The sequence below is a fragment of the Cedecea davisae DSM 4568 genome (assembly GCF_000412335.2).
GTDB lineage: Bacteria > Pseudomonadota > Gammaproteobacteria > Enterobacterales > Enterobacteriaceae > Cedecea > Cedecea davisae.
Genome location: NZ_KE161030.1, coordinates 569752 through 588036, shown reverse-complemented (window position 1 = coordinate 588036; position 18285 = coordinate 569752). Strand labels below are relative to the sequence as shown.

18 protein-coding genes are annotated in these 18285 nt (G+C 56.2%); 10 read left to right on the top strand and 8 right to left on the bottom strand.

The features are described from left to right. Positions 1-100 precede the first annotated feature (100 nt). On the bottom strand, positions 101-2659 hold the full coding sequence (gene mrcB, locus HMPREF0201_RS02795) for a bifunctional glycosyl transferase/transpeptidase (protein ID WP_016534947.1): 2559 nt from the start codon (positions 2657-2659) through the stop codon (positions 101-103). Between the two features lie 155 nt (positions 2660-2814). After that, complete coding sequence (gene hrpB, locus HMPREF0201_RS02790) at positions 2815-5250, bottom strand: ATP-dependent helicase HrpB (protein ID WP_039899103.1); 2436 nt, start codon at positions 5248-5250, stop codon at positions 2815-2817. Between the two features lie 73 nt (positions 5251-5323). Between hrpB and thpR the strand changes: the two genes are divergently transcribed. From thpR to panD, 9 genes are all read left to right on the top strand, one after another. Then, positions 5324-5863, top strand: coding sequence for an RNA 2',3'-cyclic phosphodiesterase (thpR, locus tag HMPREF0201_RS02785; RefSeq protein WP_016534945.1), 540 nt, complete (start codon positions 5324-5326; stop codon positions 5861-5863). Next, positions 5864-6568 carry a DNA/RNA nuclease SfsA gene (gene sfsA / locus HMPREF0201_RS02780; RefSeq protein WP_016534944.1) on the top strand — a complete coding sequence of 235 codons (705 nt, stop codon included), beginning with the start codon at positions 5864-5866 and terminating at the stop codon, positions 6566-6568. Between the two features lie 191 nt (positions 6569-6759). Further along, positions 6760-7215: an RNA polymerase-binding protein DksA gene (gene dksA / locus HMPREF0201_RS02775; RefSeq protein ID WP_016534943.1), complete on the top strand. Its 456-nt coding sequence runs from the start codon at positions 6760-6762 to the stop codon at positions 7213-7215. A gap of 73 nt (positions 7216-7288) precedes the next feature. Further along, positions 7289-8173, top strand: coding sequence for a tRNA glutamyl-Q(34) synthetase GluQRS (gene gluQRS, locus HMPREF0201_RS02770; protein WP_016534942.1), 885 nt, complete (start codon positions 7289-7291; stop codon positions 8171-8173). 56 nt (positions 8174-8229) lie between these two features. Then, the gene (pcnB, locus tag HMPREF0201_RS02765) at positions 8230-9630 is read left to right on the top strand and encodes a polynucleotide adenylyltransferase PcnB (RefSeq protein WP_209420416.1); all 1401 of its coding nucleotides are present in this window, start codon (positions 8230-8232) and stop codon (positions 9628-9630) included. Further along, the gene (folK, locus tag HMPREF0201_RS02760) at positions 9627-10106 is read left to right on the top strand and encodes a 2-amino-4-hydroxy-6-hydroxymethyldihydropteridine diphosphokinase (RefSeq protein ID WP_016534939.1); all 480 of its coding nucleotides are present in this window, start codon (positions 9627-9629) and stop codon (positions 10104-10106) included. Before pcnB ends, folK begins: the two co-directional genes overlap by 4 nt. Before the next feature lie 44 nt (positions 10107-10150). Then, complete coding sequence (gene panB, locus HMPREF0201_RS02755; RefSeq protein WP_039897924.1) at positions 10151-10945, top strand: 3-methyl-2-oxobutanoate hydroxymethyltransferase; 795 nt, start codon at positions 10151-10153, stop codon at positions 10943-10945. Positions 10946-10958: 13 nt separating this feature from the next. Continuing rightward, complete coding sequence (panC, locus tag HMPREF0201_RS02750; protein WP_016534937.1) at positions 10959-11813, top strand: pantoate--beta-alanine ligase; 855 nt, start codon at positions 10959-10961, stop codon at positions 11811-11813. A 91-nt stretch (positions 11814-11904) separates the two neighbouring features. Beyond that, positions 11905-12285 (top strand): aspartate 1-decarboxylase, encoded by a 381-nt coding sequence (gene panD, locus HMPREF0201_RS02745; RefSeq protein ID WP_004387652.1) that lies wholly within the window; start codon positions 11905-11907, stop codon positions 12283-12285. A 90-nt stretch (positions 12286-12375) separates the two neighbouring features. Here panD and HMPREF0201_RS02740 read toward each other — a convergent pair whose 3' ends face one another. The 4 genes from HMPREF0201_RS02740 to HMPREF0201_RS02725 form a co-directional block, all read right to left on the bottom strand. Then, the gene (locus tag HMPREF0201_RS02740; protein ID WP_039897923.1) at positions 12376-13626 is read right to left on the bottom strand and encodes a polysaccharide deacetylase family protein; all 1251 of its coding nucleotides are present in this window, start codon (positions 13624-13626) and stop codon (positions 12376-12378) included. Positions 13627-13719: 93 nt separating this feature from the next. Next, the gene (gene agaF / locus HMPREF0201_RS02735) at positions 13720-14151 is read right to left on the bottom strand and encodes a PTS galactosamine/N-acetylgalactosamine transporter subunit IIA (protein WP_016534935.1); all 432 of its coding nucleotides are present in this window, start codon (positions 14149-14151) and stop codon (positions 13720-13722) included. Positions 14152-14268: 117 nt separating this feature from the next. After that, positions 14269-15039, bottom strand: coding sequence for an ABC transporter permease (locus HMPREF0201_RS02730; RefSeq protein ID WP_016534934.1), 771 nt, complete (start codon positions 15037-15039; stop codon positions 14269-14271). After that, positions 15036-15962 (bottom strand): ABC transporter ATP-binding protein, encoded by a 927-nt coding sequence (locus tag HMPREF0201_RS02725; RefSeq protein ID WP_016534933.1) that lies wholly within the window; start codon positions 15960-15962, stop codon positions 15036-15038. Before HMPREF0201_RS02725 ends, HMPREF0201_RS02730 begins: the two co-directional genes overlap by 4 nt. A 98-nt stretch (positions 15963-16060) precedes the next feature. Between HMPREF0201_RS02725 and can the strand changes: the two genes are divergently transcribed. Then, a complete protein-coding gene (can, locus tag HMPREF0201_RS02720; RefSeq protein WP_039897921.1) occupies positions 16061-16741 on the top strand; it encodes a carbonate dehydratase in 681 nt (226 codons plus the stop codon). 61 nt (positions 16742-16802) lie between these two features. On the opposite strand, the gene hpt is transcribed toward can, so the two are convergent. Beyond that, entirely contained in the window at positions 16803-17339 is a 537-nt protein-coding gene (hpt, locus tag HMPREF0201_RS02715) for a hypoxanthine phosphoribosyltransferase (protein ID WP_016534930.1), read from the bottom strand. Positions 17340-17523: 184 nt separating this feature from the next. Beyond that, the gene (locus HMPREF0201_RS02710; RefSeq protein ID WP_016534928.1) at positions 17524-18078 is read right to left on the bottom strand and encodes a YceI family protein; all 555 of its coding nucleotides are present in this window, start codon (positions 18076-18078) and stop codon (positions 17524-17526) included. Between the last annotated feature and the right edge of the window lie 207 nt (positions 18079-18285).

Below are 18285 nucleotides of genomic sequence, written 5' to 3'. Positions count from 1 at the left end.
AAGGGATTAAGAAATAACCGGATGGTTTATAGGGTGTTATTGAGGTGTGAAATTTAGGATAAGGAACCCTCTCCCGGGCGGGAGAGGGTAAAGAGTCAACTTAGTTACCGCCGAACATATCTTTGATCCAACCGGCAACGCCGTCGCTCTTCTGCTCCTGAGCGGGCTGCTGTTGCTGAGGTTGCTGCTGCGGCTGCTGTTGAGGCTGCTGGCCCGCAGGAGTCTGGCTAAATGGATTAGCCGACTGCTCTTCCTGCTGGCTCTGCTGGCACAACGCATTTGGATTCGTCGTCCATACCGGCAGAATGCGGTCGCCCCCGCCTCCGCACTGGAAGTAGCCCGCGCTGTTGACGCCCATATCGACGATATCTTCCGGCTCGGTCAGATCCAGAGGGATCGGCGACTGGTTCGACAGATAGCGCTGATACAGGGACATCGCGCCGCTGGCACCGTACAGTTTGGTCGGCTGGTTATTATCGCGGCCAACCCACGTAATGGTAACTTCCCGGCCATCAATACCGGCAAACCACGTATCCACATTGTTGTTGGTGGTCCCCGTTTTACCCGCCAAATGCAGGTTCGGGTATTTACCGCCCAGCGCACGACCCGTACCGCGAGCCACAACCTGCTGCATACCAAACAGCGTCAGGTAAGCGGCTTGAGCCGGAACGGCCTGTTCGGCCTGCGGGAAGCTCTGGTACAACACCGTGCCGTCTTCGGCAATAACGGAACGCAGCGCAGACAGCGTTGCGCGGTTACCGCCGCTGGCAATGGTCTGGAACGCCTGCGCGACCTGAATCGGCGTCAGGTTCAGCGCCCCCAGGATCATCGACGGAACCGGATTCAGCTGGTCTTTTGGCACACCGAGCTTAGTCCAGGTATCGGTAATAGCCGGTAGACCCAGCGTCATCCCGAGGTTGACGGTCGGCACGTTCATAGAGCGCGTCAGGGCGTCAACCAACATCACCTGCCCACTATATTGGTGGTTATCGTTTTGCGGCGACCATACCTGCCCATTCGACAACTTGATGCCAATTGGGGCATCGGCAAGCCAGGTATTCAGGCGGAATGTGTCCGGCTGGCTTAGCGCCGTCAGATAGGTCGCCGGTTTTGCCAGCGAGCCGATAGAACGACGAGCCTGCAATGCGCGGTTGAAGCCCGCAAACTGAGGCTCCGCCCCGCCGACCACGGCACGAACTTCACCGGTAAAGCGGTCAACAATCACCATCGCCGCTTCCAGATCGTTCAGCTTGCGCGAAGCGCGCAGTACCGGAACGCCTTCGGTTACGGCTTTTTCAGCCGCATCCTGAGAAACGGAGTCAAAGGTGGTAAAGATCTTCACGCCGGAGAGATCTTTCACTTTATCGCCCAGCTTGTCCTGCAACTCCTGACGCACCATCTGCATAAAGGCAGGCTGCGGGGAAATAACGCCGCCGCGCGGCTGCACGCCCAGAGGACGGGCGCTCAGCATGTCGTACAGCTCCTGGTCGATAACCTTCTGCTCTTGCAGCAGGCGCAGCACCAGGTTACGACGCTCCAGCGCCAGCTTCGGATTACGCCACGGGTTATATAGCGACGCGCCTTTGACCATGCCCACCAGCAGCGCCTGCTGATCGAGGCTCAGCTCGTCAACCGGGCGGCCGAAGTAGTAAAGACTCGCCAGCGGGAAGCCGCGAATCTGATCGTCACCGCTCTGGCCGAGGTAAACCTCGTTCAGGTACAGCTCCAGAATGCGGTCTTTGTCATAGCGGGCGTCCATGATAATCGCCATGTACGCTTCGTTGGCTTTACGCCACAGCGTACGCTGGTTGGTCAGGAACAGGTTTTTTACCAGCTGTTGGGTCAGCGTACTGCCGCCCTGCACCGCACGCCCCGCCGTCAGGTTAGCCAGCACCGCACGGCCGATGGAATAAATGCTAATCCCGTCATGTTCATAGAAATGGCGGTCTTCGGTAGCGATAAGCGTATCTACCAGCAGGTCCGGGAAGCCAGAGCGCGGCACAAACAGGCGCTGCTCGCCGTTTGGCGAAGAGAGCATGGTTATCAGGCGCGGGTCGAGGCGGAAAATCCCGAAGCTGCGGTTATTGTCCATATTCTGGATAGATTCCAGACGCCCGCCGTCAAACACCAGGCGAGCGCGGATCTGCCCTTCTTTCCCGTCCGGGAAGTCAAACGGACGACGGATGAGCTCGATGCTGTTGCCCTGCACGGTAAACTCGCCCGGGCGAGTCATGCTCGAAACCTGGCGGTACTGGGTCGCTTCCAGCAGCTTGACCATCTCCGCCTTGTTATACGGCATATCCGGTTCAAGGTTGACCATGCGGCCGTATACCGCCGCCGGCAGTTGCCAGACTTTGCCGTCAATGCGGCTGCGGATTTGCTGGTCGAGATAAACCCCGTAGATGGCAAACGCAATTGTGAAGATGATAGCCAGCTTCACCAGCAGCCAGAAGAAGCGGCGTTTTTTCGACGGGCGGCCCGATCCCTTACCCTTACCTTTTCCTTTACGCGGCGGCATTGGCTCCTCGTCTTCGTAGTCGTCATCTTCGTAATCGTCGTCATAATCCTCATCCCTGACCTGACGACGGCTCACCTTCTCTTTTGCCGGACGTGTTGCTTTTCCTTTACGTCCAATCGGCTCGCGGTCATTCCCCGCCATGCATCTTCTCCACAAAAGTTCAGGCGCAAGGGCCCGATTCTCCGTTCTTCCGCGCAATACGAAAGAAGAAATCTCTCAAAAAAACAGCCAGACATTCTTATCAAGAATGTCTTTTCATGTTTGCTCCCTCTCCCTTTGGGAGAGGGTTGGCGCCCTCAGGAATACTTTTTCGTGCGGCGCGTCGGCGCGGTATTCGCCGGATCGTCCGGCCACACGTGTTTCGGGTAGCGCCCCTTCATCTCTTTCTGCACTTCGCGATAAGCGCCGTTCCAGAAGGCGGTTAAATCGCGGGTTATTTGCAGCGGACGCTGCGCCGGAGATAATAGCTCAAGCACCAGCGGAACGCGCCCCCCGGCAATAGCGGGAGTTTGCGCTTCGCCAAACATCTCCTGCATGCGTACCGCCAGCGCAGGAGGATTATCGCTGTGATAGCGAATCGCAATCTGGCTTCCGGTCGGCACAGTGTAATGAGTTGGCAGGGCACTATCCAGCCGTTGACGCATCGGCCAGTCGAGCAGGTTGCCCAGCGCCCTGCTGAGATCGATATTTTTCAGCGCCCGCAGCGAATGAACGCCGCGCATTTCAGGCAGCAGCCACTCTTCCAGCGTTGCCAGCAGCGATTCATCGTCAACCGCGGGCCATTTCTGTTCCGGCAGCCAGCGGGCGGCGCAGGCGAGGCGTAAACGCAGCTGCTGCGCCGGGATTGACCACTCCAGCAGATCGAGCCCGCGCTCGCGTATGCCGTTTAAAATCGCCAACTGCATCTCTTCTTCCGAAGGTTTCGCCAGCAGCTGGACTTTAACCACCAGCCTGCCGATTTGCCTGCGGCGATATGCCTTCAGCGAGCCGCGCTCTTCGTCCCACTCCACGGAGTCGCTTTCCGTCAGCAGCTGCGGCACGCGGGCCACCAGCTCTTCAATATCCAGCGGCAGCGCCAGCAAAATTCTCGCATCCGGCGACTGGCTTCCCTGCAACAGCAGCGGAGCAATCAGCCATTCGTGGCGCGTCATGGCATCATCCTGCTCCAGCATCGCGCCCATGCCGTTGGCCAGCTGATAGCGCCCTTCCGCACCGCGTCGCCGGGCAATGCGGTCTGCAAAGGCGGTGGCCAGCAGCGGCATAGCCAGGGAGATATCCGCCGTGCCGCCGCGCGAGTTTATTCTTTTCAGCAGTTGAGCCGCACGCTGCCGCCAGTTAGCGTTTTTGCCGTCAAACATTACGCGTAAATCGCCGCCGCCGTGAGTACGCGGTGGCTCTTCCAGAATCGCGGCCAGCAGCGCCGCCGTAGCCTGCTCATCCGCCGTTTTTGCGGCAACCAGCATCGCAGCCAGACGCGGATCGTTGCCCAACTGCGCCATCTTTTGCCCGTTTGCGCTGAGCCTTTGCTGCTCATCCATCGCCCCCAGCTGGCGCAAAAGCCTGCGGGCCGCCGCAAGGTTCGCTTCAGGCGGAGTATCAAGCCAGGTCAGCTGGCTCACGTCCCGGCAGCCCCATTGCAGCAGCTCAAGCTGTAGGCCAGAAAGATCGCTTTGCAGGATTTCCGGTTCGCCCTGAGCGCTGGCCCGCTCAGCCTGCTCGGCGCTGGTCAGGTGCAGGCAAATCCCTGGCTCCAGTCGCCCGGCACGCCCTGCGCGCTGGATCATAGAAGCCTGGCTTACGCGCTGTGTTACAAGGCGAGTCAGGCCGGTGCGGACATCAAAGCGGGCGACGCGCTCAAGCGAGCCGTCCACCACCAGCCGAATACCTTCGATGGTCAGGCTGGTTTCCGCGATATTAGTCGCCAGCACAACCTTGCGGGTTCCCGCTACGGCGGGGAGAATGGCCTTACGCTGCTCGCTGAGCGGCAGAGCGCCATACAAAGGGCAGAGCTGAACGTCGCCCGCCACTCGCTCTTTCAACTGCTCCTGCACGCGCTGGATTTCGCCAACGCCCGGTAAAAACAGCAGCAGGGAGCCTTTTTCTTCGCGCAGCAAACCCGCCACGGCTATCGCCACCGCTTCGTCAAAGCGTTGATGAGCGGGCAAGGGACTAAAACGGCGCTCAACAGGGAAAGCTCGCCCCTCAGAAGTAATCACCGGCGCGTCGGGCAGGCACTGCCGCAGACGCTGGTTATCCAGGGTTGCGGACATAATCAGAATTTTCAGGTCATCGCGCAGCCCGGCCTGCACGTCGAGCAGCAGCGCCAGGGCAAGATCCGCCTGCAGGCTGCGCTCATGGAATTCATCGAGGATAACCAACCCGATGCCGCTAAGTTCGGGGTCTTGCTGGATCATGCGGGTTAATATCCCCTCGGTCACCACTTCCAGCCGGGTATCTGGCCCGACGCAGCTATCGGCGCGCATTCTGTAACCCACCGTTTCACCCGGCTTCTCTCCCAGCAGCTCTGCCAGCCTCTGGGCAACATTACGGGCGGCAAGGCGGCGGGGTTCAAGCAGCAAAATGCGCCCTTCCAGCCCGCTATGCTGGAGAATTTGCAGCGGCAGCCAGGTGGATTTACCTGCGCCGGTAGGGGCATTAAGCAAAACTTGTGGGGCGTGCGCGAGTGCTTCAAGCACTTCAGGCAACACGGCGGCGACCGGTAATGACGACACAAACGGCTCCAAAGGGTTAACATCGGCGGTCGCGCATTGTAGCATCCCGCCAAACCATAACCGAGAGACAACCATGGCCGAGAGTCGCCGCCTGTTTTTTGCCCTGACCTTACCGTCCGAAGTGCAACAGCAGATTATCCACTGGCGCGCCGCCGAATTTCCTGCCGACGCGGGGCGGCCGGTCGCGGCAGCTAACCTGCACCTGACGCTGGCATTTCTGGGAGACATCTCTGAAGAAAAATGCCGGGCGCTAAGCCGCCTTGCCGGGCGTATTCGCCAGCCCGGTTTCAACCTGAAGCTGGACGATGCCGGGCAGTGGCTGCGCTCAAGCGTGGTCTGGATGGGGCCGCGTCAGGCACCGCGCGGCCTGCTTCAGCTGGCAAATATGCTGCGATCTCAGGCGGCCCGAAGCGGCTGCTACCAGTCTCCGCTACCGTTTCACCCTCATATCACGCTGTACCGCAACGCTATTCGCCCCGTAGCTTTACCCGCGCCGGGCTTTAGCTGGCAGTTCAGGGTGGAAGAGTTTAGCCTGTACCAGTCCATTTTTGAGCAAGGCAGAACCCGCTACCAGACGCTTGAACGCTGGCCGCTGACAAATAAGGAAGAGTAAATGGAGTTTTCCCCCGCGCTACAGTCCGCAACGCTCATCAAGCGCTATAAACGTTTTCTCGCCGATGTGATGACAGCCGATGGCGAAACCCTGACCCTTCATTGCCCGAATACCGGGGCGATGACGGGCTGCGCCACGCCGGGAGACACCGTCTGGTACTCCACGTCCGCCAGCCCAACGCGAAAATACCCTAATACCTGGGAGCTTACCCAAACGCAAAATGGTGAGATAATTTGCGTCAATACGTTACGCGCCAACATGTTGGTTAAAGAGATGCTGGAGGCGAATCCTCCGGCAGAATTAGCGGGCTACAGCAGCGTTCAGGCCGAGGTAAAATACGGCGAAGAACGCAGCAGAATTGATTTTATGTTACAGGCGTGTAACAAGGTTAACTGCTATATTGAAGTGAAATCGGTCACGCTGTTTGACAACAAAATGGGATTTTTCCCGGATGCCGTTAGCCTGCGTGGCCAAAAGCATTTAAGAGAGTTAATGAATGTGGTTCAGCAAGGAGAGCGCGCGGTGCTACTGTTTGCGGTATTGCATTCTGCTATAAATAGCGTCTCCCCGGCCCGCCACATTGATGCAAAATATGCGCAGCTGTTGAGTGAGGCGCAGCAGCGTGGGGTTGAAATTATCGCCTGGAAGGCAGAACTTTCTGCCACAGGGATGACTCTAACTACGCCGTTGCCTGTCCAGTTATGAATCACATCTGGTTAAGGACAGATAACGTATTGTCTTTTTTATAGTCGGGTCGTTTCGCAAATAAGCTTTTCTTCACACGGTTGTCAAGAGAGGAGTTTATATAATTGCCATCCTGAAAAGCATCTGCTATTTATAGCGGCCTGATTTTACCCCGACAGGGGACCGATAAGTGCGTGTTAAGGAGAAACAACATGCAAGAAGGGCAAAAGCGTAAAACATCGTCCCTGAGTATTCTCGCCATCGCTGGGGTGGAGCCGTACCAGGAGAAACCGGGCGAAGAGTATATGAACGAAGCCCAGCTGTCGCACTTCAAGCGCATTCTTGAAGCATGGCGTAATCAGCTCATGGACGAGGTCGATCGCACCGTTACACATATGCAGGATGAAGCTGCTAACTTCCCGGACCCGGTAGACCGTGCTGCCCAGGAAGAAGAGTTCAGCCTCGAACTGCGTAACCGCGATCGCGAACGTAAACTGATCAAAAAGATCGAGAAAACGCTCAAGAAAGTGGAAGACGAAGATTTCGGCTACTGCGAATCCTGCGGTGTGGAAATCGGCATTCGTCGCCTTGAAGCTCGTCCGACAGCTGATTTGTGTATCGACTGCAAAACGCTGGCAGAAATCCGCGAAAAACAAATGGCCGGCTAACGGCTCGCGTAAACGCCAGGACTCTATGGCGGGAGCTTTCTCCCGCCATATTACTTTATAGCCCCCCGAAAACATGCCTTCTCAACACTACATTGGCCGCTTTGCCCCCTCACCTTCCGGGGAGCTGCATTTTGGTTCGCTGATTGCCGCTCTCGGCAGCTACCTTCAGGCACGCGCTAAGCAGGGCCTCTGGCTGGTTCGCATTGAAGATATCGATCCGCCTCGTGAAGTCCCGGGCGCAGCCACCACGATCCTGAAACAGCTTGAGCATTACGGCCTGCACTGGGACGGCGAAGTGTTGTGGCAGTCTCAGCGCCACGAGGCCTACCGCGAAGCGCTGGCGTGGTTAAAACAGCGCGGCCTGAGCTATTACTGCACCTGCACCCGCAGCCGAATTCAGCACATTGGCGGCTATTACGACGGCCACTGCCGTACTTTGAATAACGGTCCGCAAAACGCCGCAATGCGACTGGTACAGCAAAATCCGGTGCTGAGCTTCCAGGACGGGCTGAGAGGATTACTGACCGCCGACGCCGCTTTGGCCCGCGAAGATTTTATCATTCATCGCCGCGACGGCCTGTTCGCCTATAATCTTGCTGTAGTGGTGGATGACCATTTTCAGGGCGTGACGGAGATTGTACGCGGGGCGGACTTAATTGAGCCGACGGTAAGACAAATATCGCTGTATCAACAGCTTGGCTGGCCGGTGCCGCACTATATTCACCTGCCGCTGGCGCTTAATCAGCAAGGTGCCAAGCTGTCGAAGCAGAATCATGCTCCGGCTTTACCGCAGGGCGATCCGCGCCCGGTGCTGGTTGAAGCATTGCGTTTTTTAAATCAACAAGTAGCGGCCGACTGGCAGAGCCTTAAGCTGGAAGCGCTGCTTGAACAGGCCGTGGTTAACTGGTCACTCGATAGCGTGCCGATGAATACATTATTCTCAAATGCGCCGCACTGAGCTATGATTAGCCGCTGTTTTTTTTGTCCCTATGATTGACACTGCCGAGGTGGACTATTTTTACCCGAGTCGCTAATTTTTGCCGCAAGGTGCTTAACCGCGATGACGTCGTGGTCGAGGAGAGTGAAGCTCTCCCGCACATTACTGTTATTCCGCGCGATCAGCACGCTATTTCCCGCAAAGATATCAGTGAAAATGCCCTCAAGGTGCTCTACCGTTTGAACAAAGCAGGCTACGAGGCCTATCTCGTTGGCGGCGGCGTCCGCGACCTGCTGCTGGGCAAAAAACCAAAAGATTTTGACGTCACCACCAGCGCTACGCCGGATCAGGTTCGTAAACTGTTCCGCAACTGCCGCCTGGTTGGCCGCCGCTTCCGTCTTGCTCACGTTATGTTTGGGCCGGAAATCATCGAAGTCGCGACCTTCCGTGGTCACCACGAAGAACAGGCGTCCTCCGACCGCCAGACTTCCCAGCGCGGCCAGAACGGCATGCTGCTTCGCGACAACATCTTTGGTTCCATCGAAGAAGATGCCCAGCGCCGTGACTTTACCATCAACAGCCTTTACTACAGCGTGGCCGACTTCTCGGTACGAGATTATGTTGGCGGCCTGAACGATCTGAATAACGGCATCATCCGCCTGATTGGCGACCCGGAAACGCGTTACCGCGAAGATCCGGTTCGTATGCTGCGCGCGGTGCGCTTTGCCGCCAAACTGAACATGTCGATTAGCCCGGAGACCGGCGAGCCTATTCCACGCCTGGCGACCCTGCTTAACGATGTGCCTCCGGCGCGTCTGTTCGAAGAATCACTCAAATTGTTGCAGGCGGGCTATGGGTTTGAAACCTACCGTCTGCTGCGTGAATATCAGCTGTTCCAGCCGCTGTTCCCGATTATCACCCGCTACTTTACCGAGCAGGGCGACAGCCCGATGGAACTGATCATCGCTCAGGTACTGAAGAACACCGACAACCGCATTCATAACGATATGCGCGTGAATCCGGCGTTCCTGTTCGCGGCGATGTTCTGGTATCCGCAGCTGGAGATGGCGCAAAAGATTGCCCAGGAAAGCGGCCTCGCCTATTACGATGCCTTCGCGCTGGCGATGAATGACGTGCTGGATGAAGCCTGCCGTGCGCTGGCGATTCCGAAACGCATCACTACCCTGGTGCGTGATATCTGGGGCCTACAGCTGCGCCTGTCGCGCCGCCAGGGTAAACGCGCCTGGAAGCTGATGGAGCATCCTAAGTTCCGCGCCTCTTACGACCTGCTGGCCCTGCGCGCCGAAGTGGAAAACAACCACGAACTCCAGCGCCTGACCAAATGGTGGGGCGAGTTCCAGGTTGCCGCTCCGCCGATGCAGAAAGATATGCTCAACGATCTTGGCGATGAGCCAGCCGCCCGCCGCCGCACCCGCCGTCCGCGCAAGCGTGCGCCGCGCCGCGAAGGCAGTGCATGACCCTCGCGTATATCGCTCTGGGCAGTAATCAGGCGTCGCCGCTGGAGCAAGTCTCTTCCGCGCTCGACGCCCTCGCCGCCATTCCGCACAGCCGGGTGGTGGCGACCTCTTCGTTTTATCGCACCCCGCCTCTGGGCCCACAGGATCAGCCGGATTATCTGAACGCTGCCGTGGTGCTGGAAACCGATTTGCCGGCCGAAGCTTTACTCGACCAGACTCAGCGCATTGAGCTGGAGCACGGGCGCGTGCGCAAAGAGGAACGCTGGGGGCCGCGTACTTTAGATCTCGATATTATGCTGTTCGGCAGCGAAGTGATTCATACCGAGCGCCTGACCGTGCCACACTACGATATGAAGAACCGCGCATTTATGCTGGTTCCTTTACTGGAAATAGCGCCAGACTGCCGTTTTCCTGACGGCCAGGCTGTTGCTGAGATACTGGCTAACCTCTCCCGGGAGGGTATTACCCGCTGGTAACCGGCGCGCCCGTATCCTGTTCAAACCTTTCTCCGGGGATGATGATGAAACCCACTACCACCTCCACCCTGCGCAAGCTCAAGCAGGACAAAAAGAAATTCGCCACCCTTACCGCCTATGACTTTAGCTTTGCCAAACTGTTTGCTGACGAAGGCGTCGTCGTGCTGCTGGTGGGCGACTCGCTGGGCATGACGGTACAGGGAAATGATTCCACGCTGCCGGTCACGGTCGAAGAGATTGCCTACCACACCCGCGCGGTTCGCCGCGGTGCGCCAAATTGCCTGCTGCTGGCAGACCTGCCTTTCATGGCTTATGCCACGCCTGAACAGGCCTTTGCCAACTCGGCTGAAGTGATGCGCGCCGGTGCTAATATGGTAAAAATCGAAGGCGGACGCTGGCTTGCTGAGACGGTGAAAATGCTGACCGAACGAGCGGTGCCGGTTTGCGGGCACCTGGGCCTGACGCCGCAGTCGGTGAATATCTTTGGCGGCTATAAGGTTCAGGGGCGAGACGAGCAGGCAGCGACGACGCTGCTGGACGATGCCCTGGCGCTGGAAGCCGCCGGCGCGCAGCTGCTGGTTCTGGAGTGCGTGCCGGTCGAACTGGCAAAACGCGTTACCGAAGCGCTTGGCATTCCGGTCATCGGTATCGGCGCGGGCAACGTCACGGACGGGCAAATTCTGGTCATGCATGATGCCTTCGGAATCACCGGCGGCCATATTCCTAAATTTGCGAAAAACTTCCTGGCCGGGACGGGTGATATCCGCGCCGCAGTGCGCCAGTACATTAGCGAAGTCGAGTCCGGCAGCTATCCGGGCAACGAACACAGTTTTTACTGACAGGAGAAGGGTTGTGCTGATTATCGAAACCGTACCGCTGCTGCGTCAGCAGATTCGCCGCTGGCGCCAGGAAGGAAAGCGCATTGCGCTGGTGCCCACCATGGGCAATCTGCACGATGGGCATATGACGCTGGTTGAAGAAGCAAAAGCCGCTGCCGATGTGGTGGTTGTGAGCATTTTCGTCAACCCGATGCAGTTTGACAGGCCCGACGATTTAGCTCGCTACCCGCGCACCCTGCAGGAAGACTGCGAGAAGCTCAACCGCCGCAAGGTCGATATGGTGTTCGCTCCGGCTCCGGCGGATGTTTATCCGCAGGGACTTGATAGCCAAACCTTCGTTGACGTGCCGGGCATTTCCACCATGCTGGAAGGCGCCAGCCGTCCGGGTCACTTCCGCGGCGTATCTACCATCGTCAGCAAGCTGTTTAACCTGGTGCAGCCGGATGTTGCCTGCTTTGGCCAGAAGGATTACCAGCAGCTGGCGCTTATCCGCAAAATGGTGGCCGATATGGGCTACGACATCGAGATTATCGGCGTGCCAACGGTGCGGGCGAAAGACGGGCTGGCCCTTAGCTCCCGCAATGGCTATCTGAGCGCGGAGCAGCGCAAAATTGCGCCGGGGTTGTGCAAAGTGATGAACGGCCTGGCCGACAAGCTGCGCAGCGGCGAACGGGATTGCGAAGAGATGCTTATCCTCGCGGCGGCCGAGCTAAATGAAAAAGGCTTCCGCTCGGACGACCTGCAAATCCGCGATGCGGACACGCTGCTGGAGCTGTCTGAAGAGAGCAAACGCGCGGTTATCCTGATGGCGGCGTGGCTCGGCCAGGCGCGACTGATTGATAACGTTACCGTTGATTTGGCGCAGTAGACAGCCCAAATAAAAAGGGCAATACTGCCTCGAATATTCACAGCGTCGATGAATTCGGCGCTTTTTTAGCCCAGAGACAAAGGTTCAAGCTATGATTCGCACTATGCTGCAAGGCAAGTTACACCGCGTCAAAGTGACTCAGGCGGACTTGCACTACGAAGGCTCCTGCGCCATCGATCAGGACTTCCTTGAGGCGGCAGGCATTCTGGAATACGAAGCCATCGATATTTACAACGTCACCAACGGTAAGCGCTTTTCTACCTACGCTATTGCCGGTGAGCGCGGGTCTAAAATCATCTCCGTTAACGGCGCTGCGGCACACTGCGCGGACGTTGGCGATATTTTAATTATCGCAAGCTACGTGACGATGCCGGACGAGCAGGCTCGTAGCTGGCAGCCGAAGGTAGCCTATTTTGACGGTGATAATGAGATGAAACGTCTCGCGAAAGCCGTACCGGTGCAGGTAGCGTAACAACTACCTCTCACCCTAACCCTCTCCCCGCGTGGGAGAGGGGATCGAACAAACCCACCTTAGATAACGCGTTACAAAACCAGGGTCCGCTTACGACTCAGGCTGATTGGTAATCGTCCTCGACATCGTCTCCAGCGAATCCGTCCTCATAATATAAAGCCGCTTCAACAGGAACGGATTATCTCCCGGCTTCACCTTGCCGCGCACCGTCGTCACCGCCATATGGAAACCAGCGTCATTAGCCGCTTTGACCGCGGTATCGTTATAGCCGCCAAACGGGTACGAGAGATAAAGCACATGCGGATTAAATTGCGAGAGCGCGCGGCGCGAGTGCTCAAAATCAAACAGGATGTTGTGGTAGCTGCGGCTTAGCAGGATTGGGCGGCGGTAGTTATCCACCCGGTGCAGGAAGTGGGTGTGCGACTGGATATCAAACACGCTTTGAATCGCTTCCAGCTCTGAGATACTCATAAATTGCAGAGATTTAGCGTTCCACGGCTGCGGGTGGCGCTTAATACGCGACGAGATGATGTAAGCCGTAGCCTTAAAGCCATACTGCTTCAGGATAGGATACGCGTAGCGATAAACCGACTTCAGCCCGTCATCGAAGGTAATAACCACGGCGCGAGCAGGAAGGTTCATTCGGTTACGCACATAGCCTTCCAGCTGATACATCGTCAGCGTGGTGTAGCCCATATCACGCAGCCAGGTCATCTGATTACTGAAAGCAACCACCGAAGTCGTGGTAGACGTATGGCGGAAGCGGGTATTTTCTTCGTCACGCAGAATATGATGATAAGTCAGCACCGGAATACCGTTGTCCGGCTGAGCATCCAGGCTGCTGATATAGCCCAGCCGGTTGCCGATGCGGATCTGGAACCAGGTCTGGTTTAATCGGTCTTTTAACTTGCTGAGCACCGGGTAGCGGAGGTTATCCGCAAGGGTGCCAAATGGCGTGCTGGAAGTGGATGGCTCGCTGTAAACCACCACATCACGGAAGGTAATCAGGTTCTGATTACTGAGCGGCTTATTCAGGTCGCCCAGCCGGTCTTCCACCCGCTGCTTGCCTTTGACCGGCGCGAGATGCGCTTTGTCGATAAACCCTGTGCCAAAGCCAAAATTAAATTCGTAGTAATCCGCCACCGTGGGCACCACGGCCAGAATCTGCCCTTCCTCAATCCGGCCGACTGAAATAACGCTGTCGCCAACCTGTGCCCAGATATCGGCCCCTTCGGTGGTTTGCATATATTGGGCAGGCGTAGCATGGCTGCTAAGCAGGCTGGCCCGGGCGGTAGAGATGCTGATGACCAGCATCACGCAATAAACGAGGCGAGTTAACATGGCGAATTTATTAGTCTTTGTGTCGTGAAGACGGAAGGAAGGCGTTATTTTAGCAAAAGATGCGTGAATACCAACCGGAATAAGCCAATCCCCTTAAAACGGGTGGAGCAATACAAACGGCGGGTTCTTTTGCTGCTGGTGCCAGAGGCTGGTAATCGCCTCCTCGCCCCGCTCAACTATCAGCAGGCGAAACGCCTCGCTGGACAGGGACTCCCGCTGTTCACGCATGGCGCACAGCAGCGGCAGATTTACGCCGGAGATCACCTCGCAGTGCTCATGCTTATGGCTGAGCAAGGCGGCGGTGCGGTAAGGCGCTTCGCCGGTAATATCCGTAAGGAAGATAACACCGTCTCCTGAGTCGCAATGATAAAGCGCATCGCACATCATGCGGCTCAGCATATTGGTGCTCATCCCTTTCCAGAAATTTACCGCGCAGCACTGCGGCTGCGGGCCAAAGCGCTTTTCCATTGCATCCAGCATCTTCTGGGCATAATCGTCGTGCCCGGCAATCACCCAACCCAGCATAAGGCGTCTCCTGTTAACCGGGCGATAGTGTGCCAGAAAGCTGAAAAAATAGCCTGATGCGTATCAATTTGGGGTGAGAAACCCCTCCCCTTTTGGGGAGGGTTGAGGAGCCTGGTATTAGGTACGCAGGCCGCGTCCGCGCTGGATGAGATACCAGCACAGCAGATAAAACGCCGCGATGAAGATGACCAGCACGCCAACGGTGGTCGCCAGAGGTACGTCGCTAATCCCGAGGAAACCAAAGCGGAAGCCGCTAATCATGTAGACAATCGGGTTCAGGTGCGACAACCCCTGCCAGAACGGCGGCAGCAGCGTCAGGGAGTAGAACACTCCGCCCAGATAAGTGAGCGGCGTCAGCACGAAGGTTGGGATCAGGCTGATGTCATCAAAGGTTTTGGCAAATACCGCGTTCAGCAAGCCAGCCAGCGAGAACAGCACCGCCGTCAGTACCAGCGTCAGCGCCACGAACAGCCACGAATGGACCTGGAACGGAACGAAGAACAGCGAAACCGCCGTGACCAGAATGCCCACGCACAGGCCGCGGGCAACGCCGCCGCCGACATAGCCCGCGATGATGACATGCGTCGGCACCGGCGCAACCAGCAGTTCTTCGATATTGCGCTGGAACTTAGCGCTAAAGAACGAAGAGGCCACGTTAGCGTAGGCATTGGTGATAACCGCCATCATAATCAGGCCCGGAACGATAAACTGCATATAGGTGAAGCCGTGCATTTCGCCGATGCGGGAGCCAATCAGGTTACCGAAGATAATGAAGTACAGAGTCATGGTGATGACCGGCGGAACCAGGGTCTGGATCCAAATTCGGGCAAAGCGATGGACTTCTTTGGTCCAGATGCTTTTCAGCGCCACCCAGTAAAGCTGCATCATGACGCATCCCCTTGTTTACCGTTTACCAGCGTCACAAAGAGTTCTTCGAGACGGTTGGCCTTGTTACGCATACTTTGTACCTGTATTCCCTGAGCGCTAAGCTGGCTGAAGACGCTATTAATGCCCTGCTCACGCAGGACTTCGACTTCGAGCGTTGAGGTATCCACCAGGCGGTACTGGTAGCCGTCCAGCTTCGGCAGCGGGCTTTTTGGCGCCAGGTCGAGGATAAAGGTTTCCGACTTCAGCTTGGAAAGCAGCGACTTCATGGAGGTATTTTCCACCAGCTCGCCGCGCTGGATAATGCCGATGTTGCGGCACAGCATTTCGGCTTCTTCCAGATAATGCGTGGTGAGGATAATCGTGGTGCCCTTGTCGTTGAGATCTTTGAGGAAGCCCCACATTGAACGGCGCAGTTCAATATCCACGCCGGCTGTTGGTTCATCAAGGATCAGCAGCTTCGGCTCGTGCATCAGCGCACGGGCTATCATCAGGCGACGCTTCATCCCGCCGGATAACATGCGCGCGCGTTCGTTGCGTTTTTCCCACAGATCGAGCTGTTTTAAATACTTTTCGCTGCGAGCGATAGCTTCATTACGCTCAACGCCGTAGTAGCCAGCCTGATGTACAACTATCTGCTGTACCGTCTCAAACGGGTTAAAGTTAAATTCCTGCGGCACCAGCCCGAGCTGGCGCTTGGCGTTGACCACGTCCTTTTGCAGGTCATAGCCAAATACGCGAACCCGACCGGAGGTTTTATTCACCAGAGAACTAATAATGCCGATGGTGGTAGATTTACCGGCGCCGTTTGGGCCGAGTAACGCATAAAAGTCTCCGGCCTCAACACGAAGATCTATGCCGCGCAGCGCCTGAACGCCGCCGGGATAAGTTTTCGTTAACTGTTCCAGTTCCAATGCAATTGTCATGGATATTCACTTACCTTTATTCGGTACTTGTTTAAAAAGTCGTTGAGTTACCCTATATTACCTCAACGCACTTCTCGGGTTACAGGCGTTAACCGCACATGAAAGATATTGATTCCCTTATCAGCAATAATGAACTTTGGTCCAAAATGCTGGTTGAGGAAGACCCGGGTTTCTTCGAAAGACTCTCCCAGGCACAAAAACCCCGTTTCCTCTGGATCGGCTGCTCCGATAGCCGCGTCCCGGCGGAACGCCTTACCGGCCTCGAACCGGGCGAGCTGTTTGTACATCGTAATGTCGCCAACCTGGTGGTCCATACCGATCTGAACTGCCTCTCGGTTGTTCAGTACGCGGTAGACGTCCTTGAGGTTGAGCACATCATTATTTGCGGCCATTACGGCTGCGGCGGCGTACAGGCTGCGGTAGAAAACCCGGAGCTTGGCCTGATCAACAACTGGCTGCTGCACATTCGCGATCTGTGGTTCAAGCATAGTTCGCTACTGGGGGAACTGGCACCGGAACAGCGTATGGATACGCTCTGTGAACTGAACGTCATGGAGCAGGTGTACAACATCGGCCACTCAACCATCATGCAATCCGCGTGGAAACGAGGCCAGAAGGTCACGGTTCACGGCTGGGTTTACGGTATCCACGACGGCCGCCTGCGTGACCTCGAAGTCACGGCCACCAGCCGCGAGTCGCTGGAGCAGGGTTACCGCAGCGGGATATCCAATCTAAAAAATACCCACCATAGCCACCGCAATCGCTCAGCTTTGCAGTAATTACGCAAAAAGTGGATAGCAAAAAGGGCCTTTAAAGGCCCTTTTCATTATTCAGTGGAGATTACTCACCCAGCGGCACGACTTTGCCAACGTACGGCAGGTGGCGATAGCGCTGCGCGTAGTCGATGCCGTAGCCGACCACGAATTCATCCGGAATAGAGAAACCAACGTACTCAACGGTAACGTTCACTTCACGGCGGGTTGGTTTGTCCAGCAGCGTACAAATGGCCAGAGATTTTGGCTCACGCAGGCTGAGGATTTCACGCACTTTGCTCAGCGTGTTGCCGGAGTCGATGATGTCTTCCACGATAAGCACATCTTTACCGCGAATGTCTTCATCGAGATCTTTGAGGATTTTCACATCGCGCGTGGTGGACATGCCGCTGCCGTAGCTGGAAGCAGTCATAAAATCGACTTCATGGGACACCTGAACTTCACGGCACAGGTCTGCCATAAACATAAATGAACCGCGCAGCAGCCCGACCAGCACCATATCACTGCCGCTGTCGCGATAGTGTTCGGTAATCTGACGACCCAGCTCGGCGACACGGGCTTTGATCTCCGCTTCCGGGATCATCACTTCAACAGTATGTTTCATAAAAAATACAACCAACCGTTTTAAAACAACAAAGACCAATTAAACGGTGCAGGGCGAATAAAGCCTGCTGCACCCGCTGATACACATTAGTTTGTACAAACGCGCAGTACCACATCGAGGGCGCTAGTATATCAGCCAGCTATCTTCACGGCACCCCTATAACGCCAGGCCTTTTAATTCGACATTATAACGGGACAGCCTGAAGCGTTATGGCGATGGCAATTCGGTCATCCACTACCGCCGCAAAGCTCGTCATATTAAACGCAGAGCGCGAAATCGCGGTCGTGGCATGCAGTACCCATTCATTCTCTTGCGGGGCTTCCAGCACGGCTTCAAGAATCACCGGCTGCCGGATATTTTTAACCGTCAAAGAACCAAAGATCCTGTAGTGATGATTTCCCAGGCCGACCACTCTGTCACTGATAAAGACCATCGTGGGGTAGCGCGCCGCATCAAAAAACATATCGCTTTTAAGCTGCCATGTGAGAAGAGAATTAGAGGCTATAAGAGGGGAAACGGGAATGCTGACGTTAATCTTGTCGTTGAATTCGTTGTTCTGGTCCAATTTTATCTGGCCGGTTACACCCTTGATATCCGCCGAGGACTGCATACCGCCGAAGGCACGCCAGGACATATTAATATCGGTGTCTTGCGCAACGATTTTGTAATCGACCGGCCGGGCGCTCGCCAGCGGGCTTATGAGCAGCAGAGCAGATAAGAGAGGACCGAGCCTGGACATAATGGCAACTCCTTAACACAGGTAAAGAGTTAACGTTTCAGGGAGCCAATCTATTCGATTGTAGAGGTAAAAAAGAAGAGGATCGAAAAGCACAGGGCTCGCCAGCTTCAAAGAGACCACCGTGAGAGGTAACAATCTGATTCAAAAAGAATAAAAAAATACTTTCGCTTCTTATAGCGGCAGTAAATATCGAGATAACCCGGATAC

What these genes read in the sequence shown, in the direction of transcription:
- mrcB (WP_016534947.1), bottom strand. Translation starts at nt 2,659, where the DNA reads ATGGCGGGGAATGACCGCGAGCCGATTGGACGTAAAGGAAAAGCAACA.
- thpR (WP_016534945.1), top strand. Translation starts at nt 5,324, where the DNA reads ATGGCCGAGAGTCGCCGCCTGTTTTTTGCCCTGACCTTACCGTCCGAA.
- sfsA (WP_016534944.1), top strand. Translation starts at nt 5,864, where the DNA reads ATGGAGTTTTCCCCCGCGCTACAGTCCGCAACGCTCATCAAGCGCTAT.
- dksA (WP_016534943.1), top strand. Translation starts at nt 6,760, where the DNA reads ATGCAAGAAGGGCAAAAGCGTAAAACATCGTCCCTGAGTATTCTCGCC.
- gluQRS (WP_016534942.1), top strand. Translation starts at nt 7,289, where the DNA reads ATGCCTTCTCAACACTACATTGGCCGCTTTGCCCCCTCACCTTCCGGG.
- folK (WP_016534939.1), top strand. Translation starts at nt 9,627, where the DNA reads ATGACCCTCGCGTATATCGCTCTGGGCAGTAATCAGGCGTCGCCGCTG.
- panB (WP_039897924.1), top strand. Translation starts at nt 10,151, where the DNA reads ATGAAACCCACTACCACCTCCACCCTGCGCAAGCTCAAGCAGGACAAA.
- panD (WP_004387652.1), top strand. Translation starts at nt 11,905, where the DNA reads ATGATTCGCACTATGCTGCAAGGCAAGTTACACCGCGTCAAAGTGACT.
- HMPREF0201_RS02740 (WP_039897923.1), bottom strand. Translation starts at nt 13,626, where the DNA reads ATGTTAACTCGCCTCGTTTATTGCGTGATGCTGGTCATCAGCATCTCT.
- agaF (WP_016534935.1), bottom strand. Translation starts at nt 14,151, where the DNA reads ATGCTGGGTTGGGTGATTGCCGGGCACGACGATTATGCCCAGAAGATG.
- HMPREF0201_RS02730 (WP_016534934.1), bottom strand. Translation starts at nt 15,039, where the DNA reads ATGATGCAGCTTTACTGGGTGGCGCTGAAAAGCATCTGGACCAAAGAA.
- HMPREF0201_RS02725 (WP_016534933.1), bottom strand. Translation starts at nt 15,962, where the DNA reads ATGACAATTGCATTGGAACTGGAACAGTTAACGAAAACTTATCCCGGC.
- can (WP_039897921.1), top strand. Translation starts at nt 16,061, where the DNA reads ATGAAAGATATTGATTCCCTTATCAGCAATAATGAACTTTGGTCCAAA.
- hpt (WP_016534930.1), bottom strand. Translation starts at nt 17,339, where the DNA reads ATGAAACATACTGTTGAAGTGATGATCCCGGAAGCGGAGATCAAAGCC.
- HMPREF0201_RS02710 (WP_016534928.1), bottom strand. Translation starts at nt 18,078, where the DNA reads ATGTCCAGGCTCGGTCCTCTCTTATCTGCTCTGCTGCTCATAAGCCCG.